General features: G+C 61.0%; 19 protein-coding genes. 9 read left to right on the forward strand and 10 right to left on the reverse strand.

Going from position 1 to position 22,938, the window contains the following annotated elements; translation table 11 throughout:
• The first annotated feature begins 2 nt into the window (after nt 1–2).
• From SA339_07475 to SA339_07485, 3 genes are read left to right on the forward strand one after another with little or no spacing between them, the layout of a single operon-like run.
• Nucleotides 3–2,120 carry an acetate--CoA ligase family protein gene (locus SA339_07475; protein ID MDW5563050.1) on the forward strand — a complete coding sequence of 706 codons (2,118 nt, stop codon included), beginning with the start codon at nt 3–5 and terminating at the stop codon, nt 2,118–2,120.
• Nucleotides 2,120–3,121: a phosphotransacetylase family protein gene (locus tag SA339_07480; GenBank protein MDW5563051.1), complete on the forward strand. Its 1,002-nt coding sequence runs from the start codon at nt 2,120–2,122 to the stop codon at nt 3,119–3,121. Before SA339_07475 ends, SA339_07480 begins: the two co-directional genes overlap by 1 nt.
• 49 nt (nt 3,122–3,170) lie before the next feature.
• Nucleotides 3,171–4,052, forward strand: coding sequence for a PH domain-containing protein (locus SA339_07485; GenBank protein MDW5563052.1), 882 nt, complete (start codon nt 3,171–3,173; stop codon nt 4,050–4,052).
• Between the two features lie 21 nt (nt 4,053–4,073).
• Here the strand turns inward: SA339_07485 and SA339_07490 are convergent, their stop codons facing one another.
• Nucleotides 4,074–6,485, reverse strand: a complete 2,412-nt coding sequence (locus SA339_07490; protein MDW5563053.1) for an SMC family ATPase — start codon at nt 6,483–6,485, stop codon at nt 4,074–4,076.
• Nucleotides 6,476–7,606 (reverse strand): exonuclease SbcCD subunit D, encoded by a 1,131-nt coding sequence (locus SA339_07495; GenBank protein MDW5563054.1) that lies wholly within the window; start codon nt 7,604–7,606, stop codon nt 6,476–6,478. The genes SA339_07490 and SA339_07495 overlap by 10 nt, the downstream gene beginning before the upstream one ends.
• A 302-nt stretch (nt 7,607–7,908) precedes the next feature.
• Between SA339_07495 and SA339_07500 the strand changes: the two genes are divergently transcribed.
• Together SA339_07500 and SA339_07505 are read left to right on the forward strand one after the other, a co-directional pair.
• Nucleotides 7,909–8,184, forward strand: coding sequence for a metal-sensing transcriptional repressor (locus SA339_07500; GenBank protein MDW5563055.1), 276 nt, complete (start codon nt 7,909–7,911; stop codon nt 8,182–8,184).
• Between the two features lie 79 nt (nt 8,185–8,263).
• The gene (locus SA339_07505; GenBank protein ID MDW5563056.1) at nt 8,264–10,276 is read left to right on the forward strand and encodes a cation-translocating P-type ATPase; all 2,013 of its coding nucleotides are present in this window, start codon (nt 8,264–8,266) and stop codon (nt 10,274–10,276) included.
• Here SA339_07505 and SA339_07510 read toward each other — a convergent pair.
• The 6 genes from SA339_07510 to SA339_07535 form a co-directional block, all read right to left on the reverse strand.
• Nucleotides 10,270–11,808, reverse strand: coding sequence for an ATP-binding protein (locus SA339_07510; protein MDW5563057.1), 1,539 nt, complete (start codon nt 11,806–11,808; stop codon nt 10,270–10,272). The two genes, SA339_07505 and SA339_07510, sit on opposite strands and share 7 nt — an antisense overlap.
• A 71-nt stretch (nt 11,809–11,879) precedes the next feature.
• Entirely contained in the window at nt 11,880–12,122 is a 243-nt protein-coding gene (locus SA339_07515) for a hypothetical protein (GenBank protein ID MDW5563058.1), read from the reverse strand.
• Between the two features lie 73 nt (nt 12,123–12,195).
• Entirely contained in the window at nt 12,196–13,476 is a 1,281-nt protein-coding gene (locus SA339_07520; GenBank protein ID MDW5563059.1) for a hypothetical protein, read from the reverse strand.
• Nucleotides 13,391–14,407 (reverse strand): DUF354 domain-containing protein, encoded by a 1,017-nt coding sequence (locus tag SA339_07525; protein MDW5563060.1) that lies wholly within the window; start codon nt 14,405–14,407, stop codon nt 13,391–13,393. The genes SA339_07520 and SA339_07525 overlap by 86 nt, the downstream gene beginning before the upstream one ends.
• A 14-nt stretch (nt 14,408–14,421) precedes the next feature.
• The gene (locus SA339_07530) at nt 14,422–15,729 is read right to left on the reverse strand and encodes a nucleotide sugar dehydrogenase (GenBank protein ID MDW5563061.1); all 1,308 of its coding nucleotides are present in this window, start codon (nt 15,727–15,729) and stop codon (nt 14,422–14,424) included.
• A 183-nt stretch (nt 15,730–15,912) separates the two neighbouring features.
• Nucleotides 15,913–16,893 carry a glycosyltransferase family 2 protein gene (locus tag SA339_07535; protein MDW5563062.1) on the reverse strand — a complete coding sequence of 327 codons (981 nt, stop codon included), beginning with the start codon at nt 16,891–16,893 and terminating at the stop codon, nt 15,913–15,915.
• Nucleotides 16,894–17,129: 236 nt separating this feature from the next.
• On the opposite strand from SA339_07535, the gene SA339_07540 reads away from it, so the two are divergent.
• Complete coding sequence (locus tag SA339_07540; GenBank protein ID MDW5563063.1) at nt 17,130–18,050, forward strand: hypothetical protein; 921 nt, start codon at nt 17,130–17,132, stop codon at nt 18,048–18,050.
• Here SA339_07540 and dph5 read toward each other — a convergent pair.
• Complete coding sequence (dph5, locus tag SA339_07545; protein MDW5563064.1) at nt 18,027–18,794, reverse strand: diphthine synthase; 768 nt, start codon at nt 18,792–18,794, stop codon at nt 18,027–18,029. The genes SA339_07540 and dph5 overlap by 24 nt on opposite strands.
• On the opposite strand from dph5, the gene SA339_07550 reads away from it, so the two are divergent.
• A complete protein-coding gene (locus SA339_07550) occupies nt 18,787–19,872 on the forward strand; it encodes a class I SAM-dependent methyltransferase family protein (protein ID MDW5563065.1) in 1,086 nt (361 codons plus the stop codon). The two genes, dph5 and SA339_07550, sit on opposite strands and share 8 nt — an antisense overlap.
• Here the strand turns inward: SA339_07550 and dcd are convergent.
• Nucleotides 19,825–20,337, reverse strand: coding sequence for a dCTP deaminase (gene dcd / locus SA339_07555; GenBank protein ID MDW5563066.1), 513 nt, complete (start codon nt 20,335–20,337; stop codon nt 19,825–19,827). The two genes, SA339_07550 and dcd, sit on opposite strands and share 48 nt — an antisense overlap.
• 287 nt (nt 20,338–20,624) lie before the next feature.
• On the opposite strand from dcd, the gene SA339_07560 reads away from it, so the two are divergent.
• A complete protein-coding gene (locus SA339_07560; protein MDW5563067.1) occupies nt 20,625–21,692 on the forward strand; it encodes a branched-chain amino acid aminotransferase in 1,068 nt (355 codons plus the stop codon).
• Between the two features lie 136 nt (nt 21,693–21,828).
• Nucleotides 21,829–22,932, forward strand: coding sequence for an ABC transporter substrate-binding protein (locus tag SA339_07565; protein ID MDW5563068.1), 1,104 nt, complete (start codon nt 21,829–21,831; stop codon nt 22,930–22,932).
• The last annotated feature ends 6 nt before the right edge of the window (nt 22,933–22,938 follow it).

Below are 22,938 nucleotides of genomic sequence, written 5' to 3' on the forward strand. Positions count from 1 at the left end.
CCATGCAAGGACCGGTCAGCAGCATGAGGTCACTGTTCGAGGCATCATCCATCGCCGTCGTCGGAGCGTCCCAGAAGGAGGGGAAGATCGGTCACATCATCGTCAAGAACCTCATCGGCTCCGGATACCGCGGCGAGCTGTACCCGGTTAACCCTAAAGCCTCTGATGTACTGGGTCTAAGGTGCTATCCCGACCTTGTCTCCATACCGGGGGAGGTAGAGATGGTCGTAGTGGTGGTCCCCAGCCCCGCTGTCCCCCAGGTCATGGAGCAGGCCGGGGAGAAGGGGACCAAGGTGGCAGTGGTCATATCGGCCGGTTTCCGGGAGACCGGACGGGAGGGGGCCGAGCTGGAGCAGAGGGTGGGAGAGATCGCCCGCCGCTACGGCATGCGCGTTCTGGGGCCCAACTGTATGGGGGTGATCAGCACCTCCAACGCCATGAACGCGACCTTCACCAACGACTACCCTCGCGAGGGCCCCATCGCCATCAGCTCGCAGTCCGGGGCCATATGCTCGGTGGTGCTCGACTGGGCCAGGGCCACGCGCATCGGGTTCTCCAAGTTCGTCAGTGTGGGCAACAAGCTGGACATCGACGAGACGGACCTGCTGGGATATCTCAAGGACGACGCCCAGACCAAGGTCATCGGGATGTACATCGAAGGCATGAAGAAGGGTCAGGAGTTCATCCGAGTGGCCCGGGAAACCTCGCGGGCCAAACCCATTATCGCCCTCAAGGCTGGGCGGACGGCCTCGGGTTCCAAGGCTGCGTCCTCGCACACTGGGGCGCTATCGGGCAGCGACAAGATCTACGACGCGGCGCTCGCTCAGTCGGGAGTGGTCAGGGTAAAGACCATCGACGAGCTGTTCGACCTCCTGCAGGTCTTCGGGACCATGCCCGTGCCCGAGGGCGACGGCCTGGCTATCGTCACCAACGCTGGCGGGCTAGGAGTGATGGCCGCGGATGCGGTATCTGACAACGGCCTCACCTTGGCGACCTTCGCCCCGGAGACCATCGAGAAGCTGAAAGGCTTCCTCCCGGAGGAGGCGAACTTCTACAATCCCGTGGACGTCATCGGTGACGCTGATGCTGGCCGCTACGACAGGGCCATCCGTACGGTGATGGACGACCCCCACGTCCATATGGTGCTCGCGCTCCTGGCCCCCACTGACATCCTGGACATAAGCTCGGTGGCCAGAACGATCGCCTCCTTCGCCGGCAGCTCCAAGGTCCCCGTTGCCACCTCCTTCGTAGGCGGGGAGGATGTCTCCGAAGGCTCTCGCCTCCTCATGGAAGCCGGGGTGCCATCCTACCAGTCGCCGGACCGCGCGGTCAGAGCGCTGGGTGCGATGGTCCACTACAAGGAGCTAAAAGAGAGCAAGGCCGACGAGGCGATGCCCCCGGTGGCCGGGGACCAGGTTGCGGTGAGGAAGCTGCTAGACCGCGTCCGATCGGAGGGACGGACAACGCTCAGCGAGAGCGAGGGCAAGACCATCCTCATGGCCTACGGCCTGCCGGTGCCCCCGGAGGGGGAGGCTCGCTCGGCCGACGAGGCTGTCAAGCTGGCTCACATGATCGGGTACCCAGTGGTCATGAAAATCTCATCCCCGGACATCGCCCACAAGACTGATGTCGGAGGGGTGGCCGTGAACCTCAGTAGCGATGAGGATGTTCATCGCACCTACGGCCTCATGATGTCCCAGGTCCGCGCCCGGATGCCGTCGGCCCGGGTCGATGGGGTCACTATCGAGAAGATGTTCTCCGGCCGGGAGGTCATCGTGGGCATGGTGCGGGACGAGACCTTCGGCCCGGTCCTCACCTTCGGACTGGGAGGCATTTTCGTAGAGATAATGAAAGATGTCAGCCAGCGCATCGCGCCGGTGACCGAGGAGGGGGTGGACGACATGATCCGCTCCATCAAGGCGTACCCCATCCTCACCGGCGCCAGGGGTCGCAAGCCTGCGGACATCGAGGCGCTGAAGAAGGTGATATTCGGGGTGGCCCAGATCGCCATGGACTTCCCCGAGATAACGGAGCTCGAGATCAACCCCGTGATGGTCGGCGATGCCGGCCAGGGCTGCGGGGCCGTCGACGCGCTGGCGACGATTAGGAGGGTAATTTGATGAAGACCCTGTTTCTGGGATCGGTGGTGGAAAGGTCGGGGAAGAGCATGGTAACCCTGGGACTGGCCAAGAACAGCCCGGTCAAGGTCGGCTACTATAAGCCGTTCAAGGAAGTGATGATGAACCTCGATGGTCGGATCATCGACCAGGACGCCTACCTGATGAAGCGGGCGCTGCGGTTGCCCTACGACGAGGAGGACCTCTGTCCCCTTACCTATGATGTCTACCAGCCGGTTGAGATGGACGAGATCATCAGACGCTATGAGCATGTGAAAGAGGGTGCCGAGTCAATGCTGGTGGAGGGCACCAGGGACATCACCACGGGGTGCATGGGCTCGGTGTCGGGCATGGCCATATCCAATGCCCTGGACGCCACCGTGGTGCTGGTCTCCTCGGCTCAACTTCCGGCGCTGGACAAGATATGCATGATCCGCAAGCTTATGGACCAGTATCCGCTGCACTTCCGCGGTGTGATCCTGAACCAGGCCGAGGACCTCAAGATGGGGCGGCTGCTGGAGAAGCGGGGAATCAGGGTCCTCGGCTCCATACCGCCCATGAAGGAGCTGAAGACCTTCCGGGTCCAGGAGATGGCCGAGGCCCTGGGGGCCGAGGTGATCAACGGCGACCGGGGTATGGACGAATTGGTGGAGAAGGTCATGATTGGAGCCATGACCCCGGAGACGGCGCTGATGTACATGCGCCGGATGTCCCGCAAGGCGATCATTACTGGCGGCGACCGCGCCGATATCCAGATGGCCGCCCTCTCCACCGACACCTCCTGCCTGGTGCTTACCGGCGGCCTTTATCCGCCAAAGCCGGTCATCGCCAAGGCCTTCGAGGTCGGAGTGCCCATCCTGGTCACCCGGCACAACACCATGGAAGCAGCGGAGATGGTCGACCGTCTCATCGCTCGCATCGATCCCAGCGACCAGGACAAGATCCAGCGCATCGCAGACATGGTCAAGAGGCAGGTGGACCTGGACGCCATCTGGAAGGACTGACATCTATAAATCCGTTTGAATCTATTCGCCCTTAGATAGTGTGGATGGGATGAGCATGAACGATTTCCAGCATACCAGAGTTAGCAGGAGCAGGTTCTCGACCAAGCGCTTGGTATCGGGCGAGCAGATACTGTGGGAGGGAAGGCCTTCGATCATCGCATACTTCCTGCGTTCCCTCCTTCTGGCCGTCTTCGGTGGCATCTTTGCCCTGCTGGCGGTCATCCAGGACGGGATCGATATTGACGTCTCTGACCTGGGGTCGTACATCGCCATATTGATAATGGCGGTCCTCGCCCTCAGCATGTTCATCCTCCACCGCCGGTGGGGCTTGGGGGAGGGGCTGGTGGCCGTTATCGTCATCCTCATCGTGGCGCTGAACTTCGGGGTCACCCCTCTGCTGTACTTCGTCCCGGCGATCATCGGGCTGGTAGCCCTGATCATCGATTACATGGTGTGGTCCCACACCTACTTTGCCATCTCCGACCGCCGCATCATGACCCAGACCGGGATCTTCAGCCTCATGTTCGTTGACACCCAGATCGACCGCATACAGAATGTCTCGGTGTCCCAGCCCTTCATCGAGCGCATCCTCGGCTATGGCGACGTGATGTTCGCCACCTCCGGAGAGATGGGTGGCATCAAGAGCGACGTCGAGGATGCCAAGATGAGGACGGGGGGAGCGATCATGTGGGAGAACGTACCCAAGCCCTTCGATGTTCGCAAGACCGCCGAGAGCATAATTTTCCGGGCCACCAAGCCGCAGGTCCAGTACGTCCAGCAGTATGCCCCGGCCCCCGTTGCCGCCCCCGCTCCGGCCCCCTCGGGGGAGATCGCTGACCGCCTGGCCAAGCTCAAGGAGATGCGGGACAAGAACCTCGTCACCGAAGAGGAGTACCAGAAGAAACGCCAGGAGATCATCGGGCGGTTGTGACCGCCCCTCGATTTTCTTTTCTTACATCTCGACGGTGCTGGTGCCGTCCTCCAGCTCTTTGATAGTTATAACGTTGCTCATGAGGTCCTTGGTATCGTCGATGTGGCTGATGATAATCATCTGATGGAACTGTCCCTCCAGCCGGTTGAGGGTGGCCATGATGTTCCTTTTTCGCACCTGGTCCTGGGAGCCGAAGATCTCGTCCAGGATGAGGAAGTTGATGTCATTGCCCGAGCGGTCGGCGAGCACCCGGGAGATGGCTAATCTCAAGCTCAAGTTGGCGAGATCGCTCTCCCCGCCGGAGAACCGGGAGAGAGGATACTTGTCTCGTCCGTCGTAGATCTGCATCTCATAGTCCTCGTTCAGCTCGATCCCTCCGTACCTCGAGTCGGTCAGGTCCGTGAAGAGCTGGGACGATACCTCGGACAGCGTGGGCACGACCCGCTCCATCACGTTCTGCTTGAAGTCGGCCATGACCTTCTCCAACGTAGCCAGGCGCTCCACCGCCCCAGCCCGCTCGGCGATCTCCCTCTCCATCGCCGCCACCTCCTCCAGCGCACTCTTTCGGTCTGCCACCCTGGCAGTGGCCAGCTCCAGCGCGGAGGCCCGGCGGGAGACCTCAGTGTAGGCGGCCTCGCGGGCATGGAAAGCGCGGTCGTATGCTTCCGACGCCGCCTTGAGATCGCCCTCGGTGTATCCGACCGCAGCGAGCTCAGCTTTGGCCCTATCAAGTTCCGCGCCCTTGGAGGCCAGGGAGTGAGTGATATCCTCGAACCTTGCCTCCAGCTGAGGGAGTCGGGCCCCCTCCCCGCGCAGGACCTTGCATCTCTCGGCCAGGGGACGGAGCGAGGTGATGCGGTCCTTGACCTCGCGATAGGTCCGCTGGTCGAAGGTCACCTCGCCGATGCCGTCCAGCACCGCTTGCGCTTCCTGAAGCTCATGCTCCAACGCGGCCGATCGTTGCTGCAGCGTCTCCACTGTCGCTGACAGCCGCCCGTGTTCGATGACCCTCTCTCCCAGCGCCCTCTTGCGTGCCTCCAGGGCGCCCTTGCGCCGGACCGCCAGGTCCAGCTTTGCCTTTGTCGAGCGATGCTCCTCCTCCAGCTCATCGGCTCGCCTTGACAGCTCGTTCCCCTCCTCGCCGAGCTTGGACAGCAGGTGATGGTGATGGTCTCCCAGCTGACGCCCGCAGGTCGGGCAGGAGCTCTCTGGCCCCAGACTGGAAATCTCCGAGGTTTTTGCCGCCAGGCCGGCAGCCTCCTTCCTGAGTCGGGCGATCTCCGTGCCGGTGATGCCGGTCCGTTCCCGGCAGGCCATGACCTCGCCCTCGACCTCCTCGAGGTTCGCGGTCACCCGGTCCAGGCTCTCCTGGGCGTCCCTGAGCTTAGCGAGCTCCTCGCTAGCACTGGCCAACGTCTCGCCGGTGCGCCGAACCTCCTCCCGGACCCGGTTGAGGTTCTGGGCGGCGCCCTTCCGCTGTTCGAAGCGGGCTTGCTCCGCCTCCATGCCCTCCCTCGTCGCCATCGCCTCCTCCAGCTCCCGCTCCCGAGCTTCCAGGTCGGGCAGTGAGGCCAGGCGGTCCCGCAGGGCCCTCAGATCCCGCTCGGTCATCGCCGCGGTGCGCTGGACCTCCTCGATCTCCTTGCGTTTCTCCAGCACCCGGCGCTCGACCCGGCGGTAGTCCTCCTCCTTGAGCGCGGTCCACTCCCTCCGCCCCCTGGCCGCCTCCAGCTCTTTGACCCTGGTCGCGGTCAGGGCGTTGGCATCTTCCAGTCCGGCTCTCAAATCGGCGACGCTGACCTCCAGCTGCCCGATCTCCTCGGTCAGCACCTCCTTTCTGCTCCGGCGGTCGGGGGTCAGCAGCCTCTCGTTGTGGGACTGCAGCAGCAGCCTTCCATCCTTGCCGTCCCGTCGGATGCTGTCCAGCACCTCCTGCAGGACGTCCAGCTGCAGCATGCGCATGATGAGCTTCTTGCGCTCACCAGGGGTCAGCACCGATAGCGCGGAGAGGTCCTTCTGCCTGGCGAAGACCGAGATGAAGAAGGCCTGATGGTCCATGCCCAGGATCTCTTCGACCTTCTGGCTGACGGCCCGCTCGCTCTTGGCGATGATGCCCCCGCCGGCGGTGAGCTCGGCCTCAGCTTTCAGGTCCTTGCCCTTCAGGCTGCGCCGCAAGCGATACTGGATCCCTCCCAGCTCGAACTCCAGCTCTACTGAGCACTCCTCGTGGGCACCGGCCCCGCTGCGCTTAATCCCTTCCCTGCCGTTGCGGGACTCGCTCTTGTTGCCGTACAAAGCCCAAGCGATCGCCTCTATCAGCGTGCTCTTCCCCGCGCCGTTGGGGCCCATTATGCCGATGATGCCGTCAGGGAACTCGATACGGGCCTCCCGGAACCGCCGGTAGTTATGCAGCTCGAGGTACCTCAGCCTGATCCTTCCAGCCCCCTTTTAAGATAGTCCAGACCTTGCAATTTGAGGGCGTCCTTGTTCACGTTACCGATGGGATAGCGATCAAGGAAGTGAACGAACTCCTCCTCCAGCGAGCTCAGGGTGGCCGAGCCGGATTGGACCGAGATGTTATCCTGCACCACCTCGAACTTCGGCTCGAAGTGCACCGCCCTAGACGCCAGCTCCCGGAGCCGCTTGAAGTCCACCGTGACGTAGGACGTGCGGGGCACGCGCTTAACCACCAGGCGGACGATCTTGCCCTCGAGGTCCCGGGCCAGCAGCGACTCCAGCTGCGCCCTCAGGGACGCGGGGTCCAGGTCGTGGGCATCCACCGGGCCGAGGTCCACCATCGGCCGCACCGGCAGCTCGATGAACTCCCTCCTCCCGGAGCTCAGGTCGAGGTGGACGAAGCCCTTGGGTTGGCCGGCCTCGGCGAAGGAGAAGTGCTCGGTCGAGCCGGCGTAGGACGCGTTACGCGTGACATCGTACCGCTGGTGATAGTGGCCGAGGGCGATGTAGTCGAGGTCTTCCTTCAAGAAGCAACTCTCCACCAGCTGCTCATTGAATTCGTTCATCCGGAACTCGCTGAAGCCCACGATCCCGGCGTGCAGCATGGCCACATTGTATCTCGTATCCGGGCACCGCTCGATGAGCGGCAACTGCTCCTTGAACCCCTCTCCTTCGGAGTGGGGGACTGCGTGCACCGTGAGGTCGCCGATGACGATGCGCTCATACGCTCCCCGGTATACGGGATAGATGTGGTCAAGGTGCTCGAACAGCCGGAAGGCGCTGCCCGTCTCCCTCAGCCTTGGGGTAGAATGGTTCCCGGCGATGATGACCGTGGGGATGCCCGCCTCGGACAGGCGGACCAGCTGCTCGAGGGCGAAGCTCAGCGCACGGTTGGACGGGCGGACGGTGTCGAAGAGATCGCCGCTGTGCAGCACCGCGTCCGGACGGAGGTCCAGTACGCGGTCCACGAACGTCTCGAACGAACGGTAGGTGTCGACCTCCCGCTGGTTCAAGCCCCGATAAGGGCCGTCGTCCTCGCACACCCTGCGGTACGCGGAGAATCCGAGATGGGTGTCCGCGACATGGACGATCCTCAGCTACTCACTCCTCCAGGGATAAGGCATGCCGCTCCGATTCCCCATGACAAAGCCCCTTCTTTACATTTCCTTCTGCCACCCCCATTCTGAGAGCGTCCCGCCGATTGCGGGACGACCGTCCCCATGAGGGCCAATGCTTCCGGACCGCGGTCGCTGGACGGGGCCAGCGTTCACATGTCGTGGTGAAAAGGTGTGGGCAGGGGCATCCTTCGACGGCAGGCCCTTCGTGCCTTTTCCATGAAGGCTACGTTAGCCTAATATACGGTATCGGGGTATGGGGTATATGGGAGCGAGGTGACATCTTGAAGGAGTGTATGGACGTCCCGGCTGTTCAGGCTCGGCTAAAGCGTGTTGAGGGTCAGGTCCGCGGGATCCACGAGATGGTCGGCAAGGACGTCCCGTGCGACCAGATATTGATCCAGATTGGTGCCGCCAAGGCCGCCCTCCAGAAGATCGGACAGCTGATATTGGAAGGCCACCTGCAGCACTGCATCGTGGAAGGCATAGAGAAGGGCGAGGCTGAAAGGACCATGAAAGAGCTGGCAGCGACCATCGAACAGTTCTCTCGAATGAACTGACGAAGGACTTGAGGCCCCCTCTCCGTTCATTACTTCACCATGGGAGCGTTGCCACGGACCATATTGCTCAGCGTAAGCTATGGGCTATCAATCCATCATCGAAGGAAGCGGTAACTATGGGCGATCGGAGGATGAGAACATCGGTAAGGGCGTAAGCTGGATCCTCGGAAGCGAGGGAGATGCGGTGCGAGTGGTGGCATCCATCATCGCACTGGTCGCAAGCCTGTTACTCGCCGGCAGCGCTCCGCTCCTGTCCGATGTGCTCATGCTGTCGGCTATTCTGGCGTGCGGCCTGCCGATAGTCATCGGGGCGGCCCGTGGGGTGGTGACCCGGCTTGATATCCGGGCCGACGTGCTCGTTTCCATAGCCCTGGTCGGTGCGGTTCTCATCGGGGAGCCGTTTGCCGCAGCGGAGATCTCGATCATAATGACCATCGGTACGATCTTCGAGGACCGCACCGCCAGGAAGGCCGAGGAAGGCATCACTAGGCTCATGGAGCTCAAGCCGGCCACGGCCCGGGTGGTCGGCGAGGACGGGAGTGAGAGCATCATCCCGGCCGAGGAAGTGGGCGTCGGGGTCATTGTCCGCGTGCTGCCTGGAGAGAGGATACCTGTGGACGGAACGATCATCCGGGGCAGGACGTCGGTAGACCAATCCGTCCTTACCGGAGAGTCCTTGCCCGTGGACAAGGATGAGGCGGACGAGGTGTTCAGCGGTACGGTCAACCAGTTCGGGACCTTCGACATGAGGGCTACCAAGGCGAACGAGGACAGCTCGTTGAGCAAGGTCATCGAGATGGTGAGGTCGGCCGATGTGGGCAAGGCCGAGGTGGTCCGGGCAGCCGACCGCTGGGCGACCTGGATCGTGATCGCCGCCCTGATCTCGGCCGTCCTGACCTATTCGCTCACCGGAGCCGCTGTCCGGGCGGTGACGGTGCTGGTGGTATTCTGCCCCTGTGCCCTGGTTCTCGCCACCCCCACGGCGATGATGGCCGGGATCGGCAATGCCACCAAGTTCGGCATCCTGGTGCGCTCCGGTGATGCCATGGAGCGCTTGGCCAAGGTGGACCGGGTGTTCATAGACAAGACCGGAACGCTCACCAACGGCATGCTGGAGGTCATCTCGGTGGAAGCATGCGCTCCTATGGCTGCCGACGATCTTCTGGCCCTGGTCGCCGGGGCGGAGAGCCGCTCAGAGCATCCGGTGGGACGAGCGATCATCTGTCACGCGCGATCCCGCCGCCTGCCCCTTCCGAGCATGGAAGACCTCAGAGTGGTGCCCGGAAGGGGTATCGTTGCCCGCTCGGAAGGTCGGACCGTACAGGTGGGCAATGCAGAGATGATGGCTGAGACGGGCATGGAGGTCCCGAAAGACCTGGAAGCCTCGGCACGGCAGCACCGGGCAAGGGGGCGGGCGACCGTGTTCGTCTCGACGGACAGCAAGATCATCGGCATGCTCGCCTTGTCAGACACCCTGCGCGATGATGCCAGGAGGACGATCGAACGGATCCACGGGCTTGGCCTGAGGACGATGCTGCTCACCGGGGACAACGCCGGAGCAGCATCCTGCATGGCCGGCGCGGCCGGCATCCCAGAGATGAGGGCGGGCTTGCTCCCCCAGGACAAGATGGCGCTCATCGTCGCGGCGAGGGATGAGGAGAACGTCTGCATGGTCGGCGACGGGATCAATGACGCGGCAGCGCTGAAAGGGGCCAACGTCGGGGTGGCCATGGGCGGGATGGGCAGCGACATATCGGTGAGCGTCGCGGATGTGGTCCTCATGAACGATGACCTCCGCCGCCTGCCGTATCTCCTAGAACTATCCCGAAAGGTCCTGAGGACCATTCACATGAACATCCTGGCGGCCATGACCCTGAACCTCGCGGCGATGATACTGGCGGCCATCGGCCTGCTGGATCCTGTGGTCGGAGCCCTAGTGCACAACGTGGGCTCGGTGCTGGTTGTCCTCAACTCCGCAAGGCTGCTGAGGGTGGCGGATCCCGAGGGGCTGCCGCCGCGGCAGGGAGGCGGAGGGGGAGGCATAAGTTACCATGGGGAGATGCACCCCCTCGCCGGTGAAGCAGCTCAGTAGAAGCCTCGATCTGGAGTCGTCCTAGAGGTGCTCTTCAACGGTGCCCTTGCCAGCTCTTTCTCCAGGTACTCCTCGTACAGGTGGATCTTCACCGGGACCGCGAAGGGGGTGAATGGCGAAGCGATGAGGGCCTCCCCCGGCATCAGCATCTGAATCTCGTTCTCCAGCTGGGAGATGTCCTGCTTGGCGGAGTTCTTGAGGATCTCCCGGTCCTTGCGATCGGCGAGGCCGAGCACGAAGAGGGTGTTGAACTGAGAGATGATCTCAGTGTCGATGAGCTTGGGCTGCTGCGATACTGCACACAATCCGGTCTTGAACTTACGGCCCTCGCGGGCGATCTGGGCGAAAATGCTGCCCTTGGCCTCGGTGAGCACCCTCTGCGCCTCCTCCAGGGCGATGAGCACCGGGGGAAGTCGGTCGAACCGGTCCTTGTCGGCGTACAGCTCCTTGTTGCGCTCGAAGATGGCGCGCGAGAGTACGGTGGAAACGAGCAGTTCCTCCTCCTCGTACATGTTGGAGGTGTCCGCCAGGACGACCTTGCCGTCGTGCAGGGCGTCGATGATGTTATTCGTGACAGATAACTTGGGATCCCTGGTTATGAGGTCCAGACGAAATAGGTTCTCCAGGCGGCGCTTGATGACGTTGATGGTGCCCTCGTGGTACTTGTTCTCCCCCAGGTCCTTGCTTATCGTGCCCACCGGCCGGTCGTTAAGCTCCACCAGCCAGTTGTCCCCGTAGCGGTACTGGGCAGACTGCATGCACTCCTTCTGGGGTTCGGAGAAGTCGTAGAGGTTCTGCAGGTCGGAGATCTCGATCTCCGAGGCGGCCAGGCGTAGGCTGTTGAACGGGCCGTCCAGCTTCCGGGAGGAGAACACCACCAGGGCGTCAGGTCGGCCGGCATGCTTGAGGCCTCGCTTCTTGGCCTCCCCCCCGTCATAGTACTCGCCATGGGGGTCGAGGATGAGGAATCCGTACTTGCGAAGGCTCATGCACGAAAGGGCGAGGTTCTTCATCAGGTTGCTCTTGCCCATGCCAGTGGTGGCGAAGATGCCGATGTGGTGCGGTATCGCCTGCCCGGTGATGCCGACCGGGAAATCGAGCACCTGGTCCCCGGAGCGGAGGTTCCCGACCTGAATATCTCCAAGCCAGTTCTTGAGGAATTCATAGTCCTGGATATCCGTCCGGCGGACCTTGGCGAAGTGGTTGGGTATCGTCTTGGTCTTGCGGAAGGTCGACCCGATGCACCCCAGGGGAATGGACACCCCGGCGCAGAACAGCTGCGGCCGGACCCGCTCCACATCATAGTCCATGTTGATTGCGTCGCCCCTCAGCACCTGCCCGGCAAAGGTCTCCATCCAATCCTTCTGGTCGGAATCAGCCCCGTGCTCGATGTCCATGACCCGAATAAGGTACCGGTCCGGGGAGGTCTCGTTCTCTACGACCAGCATCTCGCCGACCTGCAGCGGTTCCCCGAAGTTCATCCTGAAGCGCGTCTCCATGACGCTGTTGCCGACGACCCGACCGATATGCATGTGAACCCTCCCTGTTACGACGGGAGGGTCAATGACCCACCGACCATTTACCGTTTGCCGATGCTAGCCACCTACGGTAGAAAGACCACTGCCAGATTGATCACGAAAAGGATCAGCAATGGTAGGATGGCGATGCTAAGGGCTCGGGACAACGTCTTGCTGCCGACCTTGGAGGTGGTGACGATCTCCTTGGCGAACAGCAGTCCCGCCAGTACGACGGTCACTATCGCGAATTCGACCTTGGCATCCACTCCCCAGTCGAATAGGGCCGAAAGATTGCCGGTGGCGTTAAGAAGGATATCCTCGGAGGTCACGTTATTGAAAGTGGATGTTTTTATATATATACATTATGGAATAGAAACCAGTCTCCCTTTCAGGAAACGACGTTCACCCCCCATCGCTCCGGACCGAAGCGGCGATATGCTTGGCCAGGGCAAGCATCATCCACGCCTGCCCCCACCGCATGTAGGGGATGCGGTTGACGAACCGCTCATGCCTCTGATGGTAGAAATATCCGGAGGGGTCCTGCATGTTCTCGACCGTCCACTGGGCGATTCTTCGCGAGGTGCCGAGCGCCAGGGGATCGCGGTCAGCGAGCTTGGCGAAGGTAATGATGCCCTGGGCCTGGTGGTGGATGTCGGCCGGCCAGCTCTGGGGCAGGCGCCATAGGGCCCGCCCGGACGGATCGAACTGCCTCTCCCGATAGAAGTCAGCTCCCCGGTGCAGCGCGTCCCTATACTTGGCGTCGTTCCGTCCGGAGCGGTCGATGAATTCCAGCAGGGAATCGAGGACAAACCCCTGATGGAAGTCGATCTGCATCCTCTTGCTCCCGGTGGCCGGGTCTATGCTGTAGGCCCACGAGCCATCCTCCTCCTGCTTGGCCACGGTAAAGTCCACCGCCCGGGCCGCCCGCTCCACGAGATCCCGACGGCCGGTCAGCGAGCCGAGCCGGGCCATGAACGCTGCGCCCAGCATGCTGGCGTTGTGGACCACGTGGTGGTCGATCGGGGTGTAGCTGTAGCATATGCCGTCTCCGTCCTCATGCACGCTGAGATCCTGCAGGATGAAGTCCGCCACCCCGGATGCGAGGTCCAGATGATCCTTTCGTTCGGTCAGGGCGTGGAGGTCCAGGAGCGCGTTGCCCACGAATGACGAGATCACGATCGTGGGCAGTCCGGCCTTGGAGAAGCGGGTTATATCCTGCCAGTCGAAGTTGAACCCCCAGCAATTGCCGTGATAGCCGGGGGACCGGGACTCCAGGAGGCTGTTCACCAGGTCGTCGGTGACTGATGTGAATGCCCTCTCATCGACAATGCCCGCCCGACGCATGTCGCAGTAGGCGCTAAGAAAGAGCCCGACCGCTTTGGGGTTCCTGCTCATCCTGACCTTGAAAACGCGGCGAAGATCCACCGGGGAATAAACAAAAAACTGGGTCATCGCTACCTTGGGAAGCTTCCCAGGTAGCGAGCCCAGCAGGGGGGAGTTCAATGCGTCATAGGGATCTGCTCCCCGGTAATCCAGGGAGCGAACGTATGTTTCGAGGCGTTGGAGGGAGCCCTTCAGCGCTCCAAGCTCGTCGGGGTCAGCTCCCGCAGGCTTCCCGGATGAGCCTGATGACCTCGGTTTTGACCTTCCTGCTCCGGCTGAAGTCCGCCCTTCGGTTCCCATCGATGCTCGACATGACGTGCTGGAATATGGCCTTTGGGTCACGGGAATGGAACATCTTGCCGCTCTCGATCAGCTCCCTGTCGACGGACAACAGGCATTCCCCGGGGAAGAAGGACACCGAGGGCTTGCCCATGCACGCCGCCTCCCTGGCCATCGTCCCCGAGCCGGTGAGGACCGCATCGGCGTGATAGCACAGGTCCAGGCCGTTGAGGGCGTGCTTCGGGATATATGCGTCCAGCCCGGCGGCGTATTCGGCGTCTCCCTTATCCCGGGGCAGGTACACGACGTTGATGCCGTTGGCCCGGAACATGCGCACCAGGTCGGGGACTAGGGTCCTGTTCTCCAGGACATAGAACGACGCCAGAGCTTCAGGCCGGATGACGACGTAGTTGTCGAACGGCAGCTGGTCGGTGAAATGGGGGTTCGGGGCGAAGTCGGCGATGTACACGTCCTCCTTGTAGCCGTCATAGGCATACAGCCCATGGCCGCTCATGTGGGAAGCGAACGCATCGTAGCAGGCCTGAGGAATGATGACCTTGTCGGCCAGGTCCTTCACCCCGGTTTCCATATACTGGAGCATGGACTTCTTCTGGAAGAACTTGAGATCGTTGTCGCACAGCAGCACCGACCTCCCGCCCTTCATCTTGGAGACCATGACGCTCATGCCGTTCTCGAACGACAGGGCGGCGTCGAAGTCCTCTACCGAGGTCCACAGCGCTAGGGTCCGGCTCACCATGCCCAGCGACTTCTTCACCCCGTTGCGGTGGTCCGCGCCGATTACCCTTCCTTCGATGCCGAGCATCTTCGTCAGCTCGACGGTCTCCGCCCGCTCTCTGATCGTGACCTGGAACCTCTCGTCGCGGAGGTCCTTCAGCACGACGTTGAAGAAGAGGGCGTGCGACGGGTTGATGATGTCTACCCAGATGTCCATGCTCCGTCCTCCTCTTAGATCCTTTGGGCCGCCAGGTCCTTGACCTTGATCTGGGTCGGCTCCACGTCCGCCGTCGGCTTGAGGATCTCCGCGTTGCCAAGGACCTTGACGGTGTATCCGGCACCCACCCACGCATCGGGGTCCAGGCAGTTCCGGGTGTCCAGCAGGTTCTTGTTGCGCATGTTCAGGTGGTACGGGTTGATGGTCTTGAAGCAATCGTGGTCCGTCACCAGGACAAGGCAGTCGCTGTTGTTGCTCGCCTCGTTAAGCGATTCCAGCTCGACGTCGAAGCGCTTGACCAGGGGGTCGTGGCACCGGACGGTGATGCCCTCGTTCTCCGCCAGCTTGATGATGCGGTGGGCCGGGGTCTCCCTGGAGTCGGAAACGTTGCCCTTGTAGGCCACCCCGAGCAGGGTGATGGTGGGGTTCTCCACGTCCTTGAGCATGCTTTTGATCGTCCTGATGACATAGTTGGGCATGCTGTCGTTGATGTCCCTGGCGGTCTTGATCAGCTGGCAGTTCATGGAGTTATCAGCGAGGAACCAGGGGTCGACCGCGATGCAGTGGCCGCCCACGCCGGGGCCGGGCTTGGCAATGTTCACCCGGGGGTGCTTGTTGGCAAACTCTCTCGCTTCCCAGATGTTGATGTTGTTGTCCTCGGCGACCTTGGCGAACTCGTTGGCCAGGGCGATGTTGACATCCCGGTAGGTGTTCTCCATGAGCTTGATGAACTCGGCGGTGGTGAGGTCGGTGAGGTGCAGCGTGCCCTTGACGAACGAGGCATAGAGGTCCTTGGCCTTGGACGCGGACTGCCAGTCCTTGCCTCCAATGATGCGGTCGTTGTGCGTCATCTCATAGACCACGTTGCCCGGTATGGCCCTTTCCGAACAGTAAGCAGCATAGAACTGGTCCGCACTTAATCCGCTGCTCTTGAGGATCGGCACGACCAGTTTGGCAGTCGTTCCCGGCGGGACGGTGGATTCCAGAACCACAAGGTTCCCCTCCCGGAGCTTGGAGGCGACCATGGTCGCCGCGCTCTTGACGTACTCCAGGCCGGCCACGTGCATGTCCTTCGCCAGCGGGGTGGGCACGCAGATGATGTACGCGTCCGCCTCGGGGACCTCGGTCTGAGCGTGGAACCTCTCAGCGGCCCTCTTGTACAGGTTGAGCATAAGGGGCTCCTCATCCGAGATAGCCCCCCGGTTCAACCGCTCGACGACCGCTTGGTTGACATCCACGCCTATCACTTCGTTGCCGGCCTCGGCCAGCAGTAAGGCAGTCGGGAACCCAATGTACCCTAGCCCCATTACGCAAACCTTCATTTTATTTACCCCCCTTGATCTAGCTTTGTTCTTGTCTGTTTTTTCTAATTTTGGAAAGTGTTTGCCCCTTATTTGTTTCCGCGAATCTCGTAACTGAGAGCTTTGTATCAAAGTCTATATATTTTTTATTATCTTTTACTTAGAACCGAGAGCGCTCACTTAACGGCTCTCGGTCCGCTGCGGTCATCGCTTCACCGTTTCTACTCTTACCACCTCCATCTGCGCAAGATCGGACCTCTCCGATCGGATACCATTCTGATTGCGGATGATCTTCGAGAGTGAGCTCAGCGACAGACCGGCGACGGCCATGAGCGCTCCCAGGTAGACCAGGGACTGCGCCAACGTCGAGGTCAGCTGCCACGACCATCCGAACGGGGCTGAACCGGTGAGGAGCGCCATGCCCAATCCTACTCCGGCCAAGCCCATGATTGCTCCCGGGAGCCCGAAGAAGAGCAGCGGCCGCCTCTGTCCGATCTCCAGGATCAGGCTGTTGATGAGGCCGACACCCATGGACAGGGGGTTCTTCTTGTGCTTGTTCGGGACGTCATAGCTGACGTTGATGGGCACCTCCCTGATCCTCAGCCCCCGGGCCACGAAGTGCATGATCATGGCCGACTCGATGCTGTAGCCTGAGGACCGGAAGTCCATGTTCTGGACTCCTTTCTTGCTCATGGCCCGGAAGCCGGACTGGGTATCGCTTATCTCCTGCCCTGTCCCCAGGTTGGTGAACCGGTCGAGGACCTTCTGCCCCACCCTCCGGTACATGGGCACCTTGGCGGTGCCATCCATGAACCGGGAGCCGATGACCAGGTCGGCCTCATCGGTTATGATGGGCGCGATGACGTTGGGGATGTCCTCAGGATAGTGCTGTCCGTCGGCATCGATCATAACCGCGACCGAGTACTCGATGGTCTCCAACTCGGCGAACCCTTTCATCACCGCGGCGGCCTTGCCGCTGTTCTTCTCCAATCTCAGTACCTTCGCGCCAGCCATTGCGGCGGTCTCGGAGGTTCGATCGGACGAGCCGTCGTCGACCACGATCACGTTATCCGAGAACATCTTGGCTCTCAGGACCACCGACCCGATGGTCAGCTCCTCGTTGAAAGCCGGGATGATGACCGCTATCTCGGTTGAAAGCGGAAACCTCCCATCGGCCGTGTACATCTTCTCTTTTACCCCCCTTTGTACCTAGGTCTTAAGGGACCTGCCCTGCTTTCCTAGGCACTGTAGTGTTTTAGAAGAGGACATATATATTAATTTCCAATAAATCGAATCGACCAGTTCTATCTTTCTCGATAATGATAGAATATTCGACAGCCGAGTTCACTATTCTGGGTTATTATCACATCATCGAAATTTAGCAGGGAAGATTTATGTCCGGCCTCCGGATAATCCATCGAATGGCGCGTGAGGTGATCCCCCTGGGCCTGGGACCGGGCAAGGTCCGCCCGAGGCTCAAGGCCGTGGGCATCGGCGGAGCTGGATGTAATGCCATTGCCAGCTGCGAGTTTGACGCCGTCGCCCTGTGCAATAACCGGGACACCTTTGTCTCCCGCCCTCATCATCGCAAGGTGGTCCTCAGCGACGAGGGCATTCGGTTCGTCCGTTCGATCTCCCCTGGCCTGCTCAGCGCTGCCGACAGCGAGGCCGTGCGGGGGGTCAAGGATGCATTGGGGGAGAGTGACATGCTCTTCCTCTTCACTGGGTTAGGAGGGGAGACTGGCTCCCACCTCACTCCGGGCATGGCTCATTTCGGGCGGCGGTGCAGCAACCTGGTAGTGGTCTCCGCGGCCCTTCCATTCTCGGTGGAGGGCAGCGGTCGCAAGGAAACGGCGAGAAAGGCGCTGCCGGAAGTCATCGAGGCGGCCCACGCCACCATAACCTATCCCAACGACGGTCTCTTGAAGCTCACCCCGAACCTGCCCCTTCGTCAGGCCTTCAAGGTCATGGACAACATCATGATGTTCCCCGCCACCGAGCTGGCCCAGGTCATCACCCGCGACGACCTCACTGCCCTGAGGGAAGACCTGCTCAATGTCCACGAGCTTCGCTTGGGGATAGGGGAGGGGACGGGGATGAACCGGGAGGAGCAGGTGGTCGTCGATGCCCTCACCTCTCCGTGGTTCGATCGGCCGCTGGACAAGGTGACGCTAGCCATAGTTGTGGTCATCGGGAGGGAGGTTGACCAGTTCATTATGAAGGGTGTGCTCGACCGCCTTCTCTACCGTCTGCCCAACGCTCGAGTCAGATACGCGGGGCGCTCGGACCACAAGATGGGCGATGGGCTTAGGTTGATGCTACTTCTGGGCTTTGCTCCCTGAGCCTTCGTCCAGGATGTCCTTGGGAGCGTTGGCGAAGGCGACAAGGGCCTGGGCTTCCATGAAGTGGAGGCGGCCGGGCATGACCATGCAGTGGAGCGGGGGGCCGAGATCGACATTGACCACCTCGTCCGGATAGCCGGCGAACAGAGCTTGCCGCTCCGAGCCTACCCGCGCCGCGGCGCAGAACAGGGAGCGCTCCTGCACCAGCCCCTTGCCCAGGCGCCCCTCGGCATCCAGCAGCCAGCGCATGGCCATAGGGGCAGTCATATAGCGATCCTCCTCCTGCTTTATATCTAATAATATAAGAGTGTGAAGCCCCCGGGAGAAGTTTTCCAGGATGTTGTCGTACGGCGAGGAGGGCAGGAAACCAGGCTCGGGGAAGGGGATGGTCACCGCCCGGCCGAATTTGTAGGGCTGCAGACCAAGGGCCGCCGCGCAGGCGATGAAAATCGAGACCCCATTTATGATGTCTGTATGGATGCCCTGCTCCATGGCCCGCATACGCAGGTCGACATGAGTGGTCGCGGACATGGGGTCACCGGCGGTAATGAAGGCAACCCTCTTCTTCCTGGCCGCGGATACGATGATGTCCTTCTCCTCCACATCGGCACGCTTCAGGATGGTGACCTTCTTTCCAATGAAGGCCTCTATGTCCATGGGCTGGGAGTCGTTCAGCATTGATGTGTAGAACTCGGCGTAGATCTCATCGCAATTGCGGAGGGCGGTCAGCGCCCTAATGCTCATGTCCTCTGGTCTGGACATCCCTAAACCGACAAATATCAATTCGCCCATTGGCAACACCGTGCGCACCATCTGCCTGAAGGTACCGAGAGGGGAAGCTGAGTTCACTCGTAAAAAGCTTTTATCGCTCGGCCTGCTGGACATCTCCCGTCGGATACAGGGGGAGGGGGACTTCATCTGCCTGCCGCTCCGTCCCGGAGAGGCGCCCGACCTCGGATTCGAGAGGGTGGAAAGGGACCTTGTAGAGAGGGAGGTCGCAGAGACCGACTACCGGGCCTTTGTGGACGTTCCTCCGGAGGTGCGAGACCGGCTTCCGGTATCCTTCGACGTCATCGGGGACGTCGCCATCATCCGACTGGACGACGACCTCCTGGAGCTGTCGGGAAAAATAGGCACCGCGCTCATGCGGACCTATCCTCGCCTGAGAACTGTAGCCCTGGACCACGGGGTGAAGGGCGAGCTCAGGGTCCGCGACCTTGAGGTCGTGGCCGGGGAGGACCGGACGGAAACGGTGCACACCGAATACGGCGTACGCCTCCTCATCGATCCTGCCAAGGTGTACTTCAACCCCCGGCTGTCCAACGAGCGCCGGCGAATCGCCTCCCTTGTTCGTGAGGGCGAGACCGTGGTCGATATGTTCGCCGGGGTCGGACCGTTCTCCATCATGATCTCCAAATATTCCCGCCCGGAGATCGTCTACGCCATGGACCTCAACCACGACGCCGTCGAGTACATGAAGGAGAACATCAAGCGCAACAAGGTGACCAATGTCATTCCCATCGAAGGAGACTCTCGCCAGCTGGTGTTCGACGTGCCGTGCGCGGACCGCATAATCATGAACCTCCCGCACTCTGCCAAGGACTTCTTCCACGACGCCCTCACCCGTCTCAAGCTCGGGGGAGTCATTCATTTCTACACCATATGCGAGAGGGAGGACATCGATTCGATCCTCGAGCGCATGGTTACCGAGGCCGCGGGCATGGGCGTTCTCATCACCGTCCTGCACCAGGAGGAGCTGAAGACCTACTCGCCTTCAATGAGCGTCTTTTCCGCCGACATCGGACTTGTTGATTGGTGCTAAGGTCACCCCGTTCTGCCCCTGGTAGTTGCCGCTCCGCTTGCCGTAGGTAAGCTGGGCCGGCGAGGTGAGGGCCTCGAACACGATCTGCACGAAGCGAGCCCCGACCTGCACCTCCACCGGGGCCGCAGAGACGTTCACGGACATGAAGGTCAGGGTGCCTTTGAATCCCGCATCCACTTTGCCCAGGCCGGCCAGGAGCCCCTTCCTGATCCACGAGGTGCGCAGCCACAGAGAGGCGCACACCGAGGGCGACAGCTCCACCCGCTCCACGGTGGAGACGAAGAACATGGCTCCAGGAGGTATAATCACCGTACCTTCCCTGACGATCTCCCTGCCGGGGAAGGAGACCTCGGCGATGCGCAGGTCATAACCGTTGGGGGTCAGTGAGGCCTCGGAGAAGTTGTCGATCTTCAGTTCACCGCTCTGGCAACGGCCAACGATCTCGTGGTCGGGAAGGACGCCCATGCCCCCCCATCGTCCTGGCATTAAAAATACTGGCGGTAGGGCATCAGCCTACAGGCGCTCGCTATCACCGCTGGTAACGGTCTCGGTCCGATTATATAATTAGATGGCGGTCAATAAAAAAGCGGGGGAGAATTCCCAACCACTGCCGCCATGCAGCTGTTTCCTCCTTATGGCTCCCCCGTTTCCCCTCTTCGCGCTGTCTTTTCGCTCCGTTCCACCCCGGCGACCACGCTTGGACATCCTCAAATATGCGGTCCGTGTTACGGTTGGGCACACAGGCGATAGAATTGAAATTCAAGACCCGTAAGGTTGAGACGAGCAGAGTAGGCACGGTCGACTTCGACCATCTGAGCTTCGGAGAGACGTTCTCCGATCACATGTTCCAGATGGACTATGCGAATGGGGAATGGCAGGAACCAGAGATCCTCCCCTTCGGCAAGATCGAGGTATTGCCTTCGCTCTCCACCCTGCACTACGGGCAGAGTGTTTTCGAGGGCCTGAAGGCCTTCCGCTCAGTCAAGGGGGGCATCAACGTCTTCCGCCCGGAGAAGCATGCCGAGCGGATGCACCATTCCTCTGACCGGCTATGCATCCCGCGGGTTGACAAGCAGGTCTTCCTCGATGCCGTCGACGCGCTGGTGAGGCTTGATCAGAAATGGGTCCCCACCAAGAAGGGGACCTCTCTGTACATCCGCCCGTTCACCTTCGCCACCGAGGACTACATCGGGGTCAGGGTCTCCGAGAAGTACAGCTTCTTCATCATCACCGGGCCGGTGGGCGCCTACTACAAAGAAGGATTCAACCCAGTCTCCCTGATGACCTCGGGCGAGTTCGTCCGGGCCGTGCGGGGCGGACTGGGTGAGGCCAAGACTGCCGCCAACTACGCCGCCTCGCTGCTCCCGGCTTACGAGGCCAAGAAGCGCGGCTTCGCCCAGGTGCTGTGGCTGGACGCGCTGGAGGAGAAGTACATCGACGAGGTGGGCACCATGAACATCTGCTTCGTCAAGGACAATGTCCTGGTGACCCCTCCGCTACACGGGACAATCCTGGCCGGCGTTACCAGGGACAGCGTTCTACAGCTCGCCAGGCACTGGGGGATCAAGGTGGAGGAGCGCCGCATTGCCATCGACGAGGTCATGTCCTCCATCAAGGATGGCAGCATGACCGAGGTCTTCGGCACCGGCACCGCCGCCGTCATCTCCCCGGTCGGAGAGATATATCACCGGGGCGAGACTTTGACCGTCAACGGCAACCAGACCGGGCCTCTGGCCCAGAAGCTGTTCGACGAGATCACCGGCATACAGTCCGGCGAAAGGGCCGATCCCTTCGGCTGGGTCCACCGCGTCGACCTGTAAACCCTTTCATCATTCCCTTTCTTTTCTGTGCCTTACTAATTCATCCAACTCTAGGAAAGGATATATGCGTAGTCCAATATTCGGTAGTAGTTGGATGATACATCCAATTTATTGACCAATATTAGGAGGATTGAATTTGGATTCCGGCAAGAGAAAGATCATAGCCATTGCATTGGTGGCCGTTCTGGCCATCGCTGCCGTGGCCGCCGCTATCGCCTTTAGCGGCAACAACTCCACGGCGAAGACCTCGTCGGTGATCGATGCGTCAAGCACTACTGTGACCATGGAAAAGGTACCGGAAAGGATAGTGTCCGGTTCCCCGGACATTTCCGAGATCGTCGCCGCGCTGGACATGGCCGGCTCCCTCGTAGCGGTCACGGATTATTGCGATTATCCTGCCGAGGTGGCCGCACTGCGCGACAATGGCAGCACCATCGGGGGCTTCTATACTCCCAACTTCGAGAAAATCGTCTCCTACAATCCCGATCTGATCATCCTCAGCCAAGGTGTGCAGGCCCAGATCGATTTGGCCTCACAGCTTCGCCAATCTGGCTATACGGTCATGCTGATCCACGAATCGTCTGACCTGGCCACTGTCTACCAGAACATCGAGATGATTGGCAACGTCACCGCCAAGCAGTCGGAGGCCACCAAGCTGGTGGACGACATGAAGGCTCAGGTCGCCAACATCGCCGGGGCCATGTCCGGGGACAGCAAGCCCAATATCCTGTTCGTGACCTACGCCGACGAGGGCTTCACCAACGTCTGGCCCGCGGGCGGTTCGACCGCTATCGGCGAGATCATCAACCTCGCCGGAGGTAACAACATGTTCGCCGATATGGACGGTTACAAGATGGCATCTGAGGAGGTGCTCAAGCAGAAGGCGTCGACGGCGGATGTGATCGTAATGACCATCATGTACTCCCAGGAGACGCCGGAGAACAAGAGCGCCTGGTTCAACTCCGATCCCATATGGAAGGAGAGTCCCGCGGTAAAGAATAATAAGGTATACTACCTGACGGGGCAAGCCGAGAGCATCTTCAACCGTCAGTCGGTTAGGACGGTCGATGCGGTCCAGCTGTTGGCGGAGATACTGCACCCTGACGCTTTCGCGTCCAAGGTCCCATACAATGCAACTGGGATCAATATCGTAGGGGACGACTATTCGAACTATCTCCCCTCCGGGACTGCATCCCAGTCTGCCACCGTTGAGATGGCGGCGGCAGTGGCTCGGGATTAAGCACAT

Source organism: Methanomassiliicoccus sp. (assembly GCA_033485155.1).
Classification (GTDB): Archaea; Thermoplasmatota; Thermoplasmata; order Methanomassiliicoccales; family Methanomassiliicoccaceae; genus UBA6.

Excerpts from the sequence above, each read along its gene's own strand:
- SA339_07530 (MDW5563061.1), bottom strand. The coding sequence starts at position 15,729 with ATGAAGGTTTGCGTAATGGGGCTAGGGTACATTGGGTTCCCGACTGCC.
- SA339_07505 (MDW5563056.1), top strand. The coding sequence starts at position 8,264 with ATGGGCTATCAATCCATCATCGAAGGAAGCGGTAACTATGGGCGATCG.
- SA339_07520 (MDW5563059.1), bottom strand. The coding sequence starts at position 13,476 with ATGGGAACCGAAGGGCGGACTTCAGCCGGAGCAGGAAGGTCAAAACCG.
- SA339_07550 (MDW5563065.1), top strand. The coding sequence starts at position 18,787 with ATGCTCATGTCCTCTGGTCTGGACATCCCTAAACCGACAAATATCAAT.
- SA339_07510 (MDW5563057.1), bottom strand. The coding sequence starts at position 11,808 with ATGCATATCGGTCGGGTCGTCGGCAACAGCGTCATGGAGACGCGCTTC.
- SA339_07540 (MDW5563063.1), top strand. The coding sequence starts at position 17,130 with ATGGCGCGTGAGGTGATCCCCCTGGGCCTGGGACCGGGCAAGGTCCGC.
- SA339_07525 (MDW5563060.1), bottom strand. The coding sequence starts at position 14,407 with ATGGACATCTGGGTAGACATCATCAACCCGTCGCACGCCCTCTTCTTC.
- SA339_07535 (MDW5563062.1), bottom strand. The coding sequence starts at position 16,893 with ATGTACACGGCCGATGGGAGGTTTCCGCTTTCAACCGAGATAGCGGTC.
- SA339_07475 (MDW5563050.1), top strand. The coding sequence starts at position 3 with ATGCAAGGACCGGTCAGCAGCATGAGGTCACTGTTCGAGGCATCATCC.
- SA339_07480 (MDW5563051.1), top strand. The coding sequence starts at position 2,120 with ATGAAGACCCTGTTTCTGGGATCGGTGGTGGAAAGGTCGGGGAAGAGC.
- dph5 (MDW5563064.1), bottom strand. The coding sequence starts at position 18,794 with ATGAGCATTAGGGCGCTGACCGCCCTCCGCAATTGCGATGAGATCTAC.
- SA339_07485 (MDW5563052.1), top strand. The coding sequence starts at position 3,171 with ATGAGCATGAACGATTTCCAGCATACCAGAGTTAGCAGGAGCAGGTTC.
- dcd (MDW5563066.1), bottom strand. The coding sequence starts at position 20,337 with ATGGGCGTCCTTCCCGACCACGAGATCGTTGGCCGTTGCCAGAGCGGT.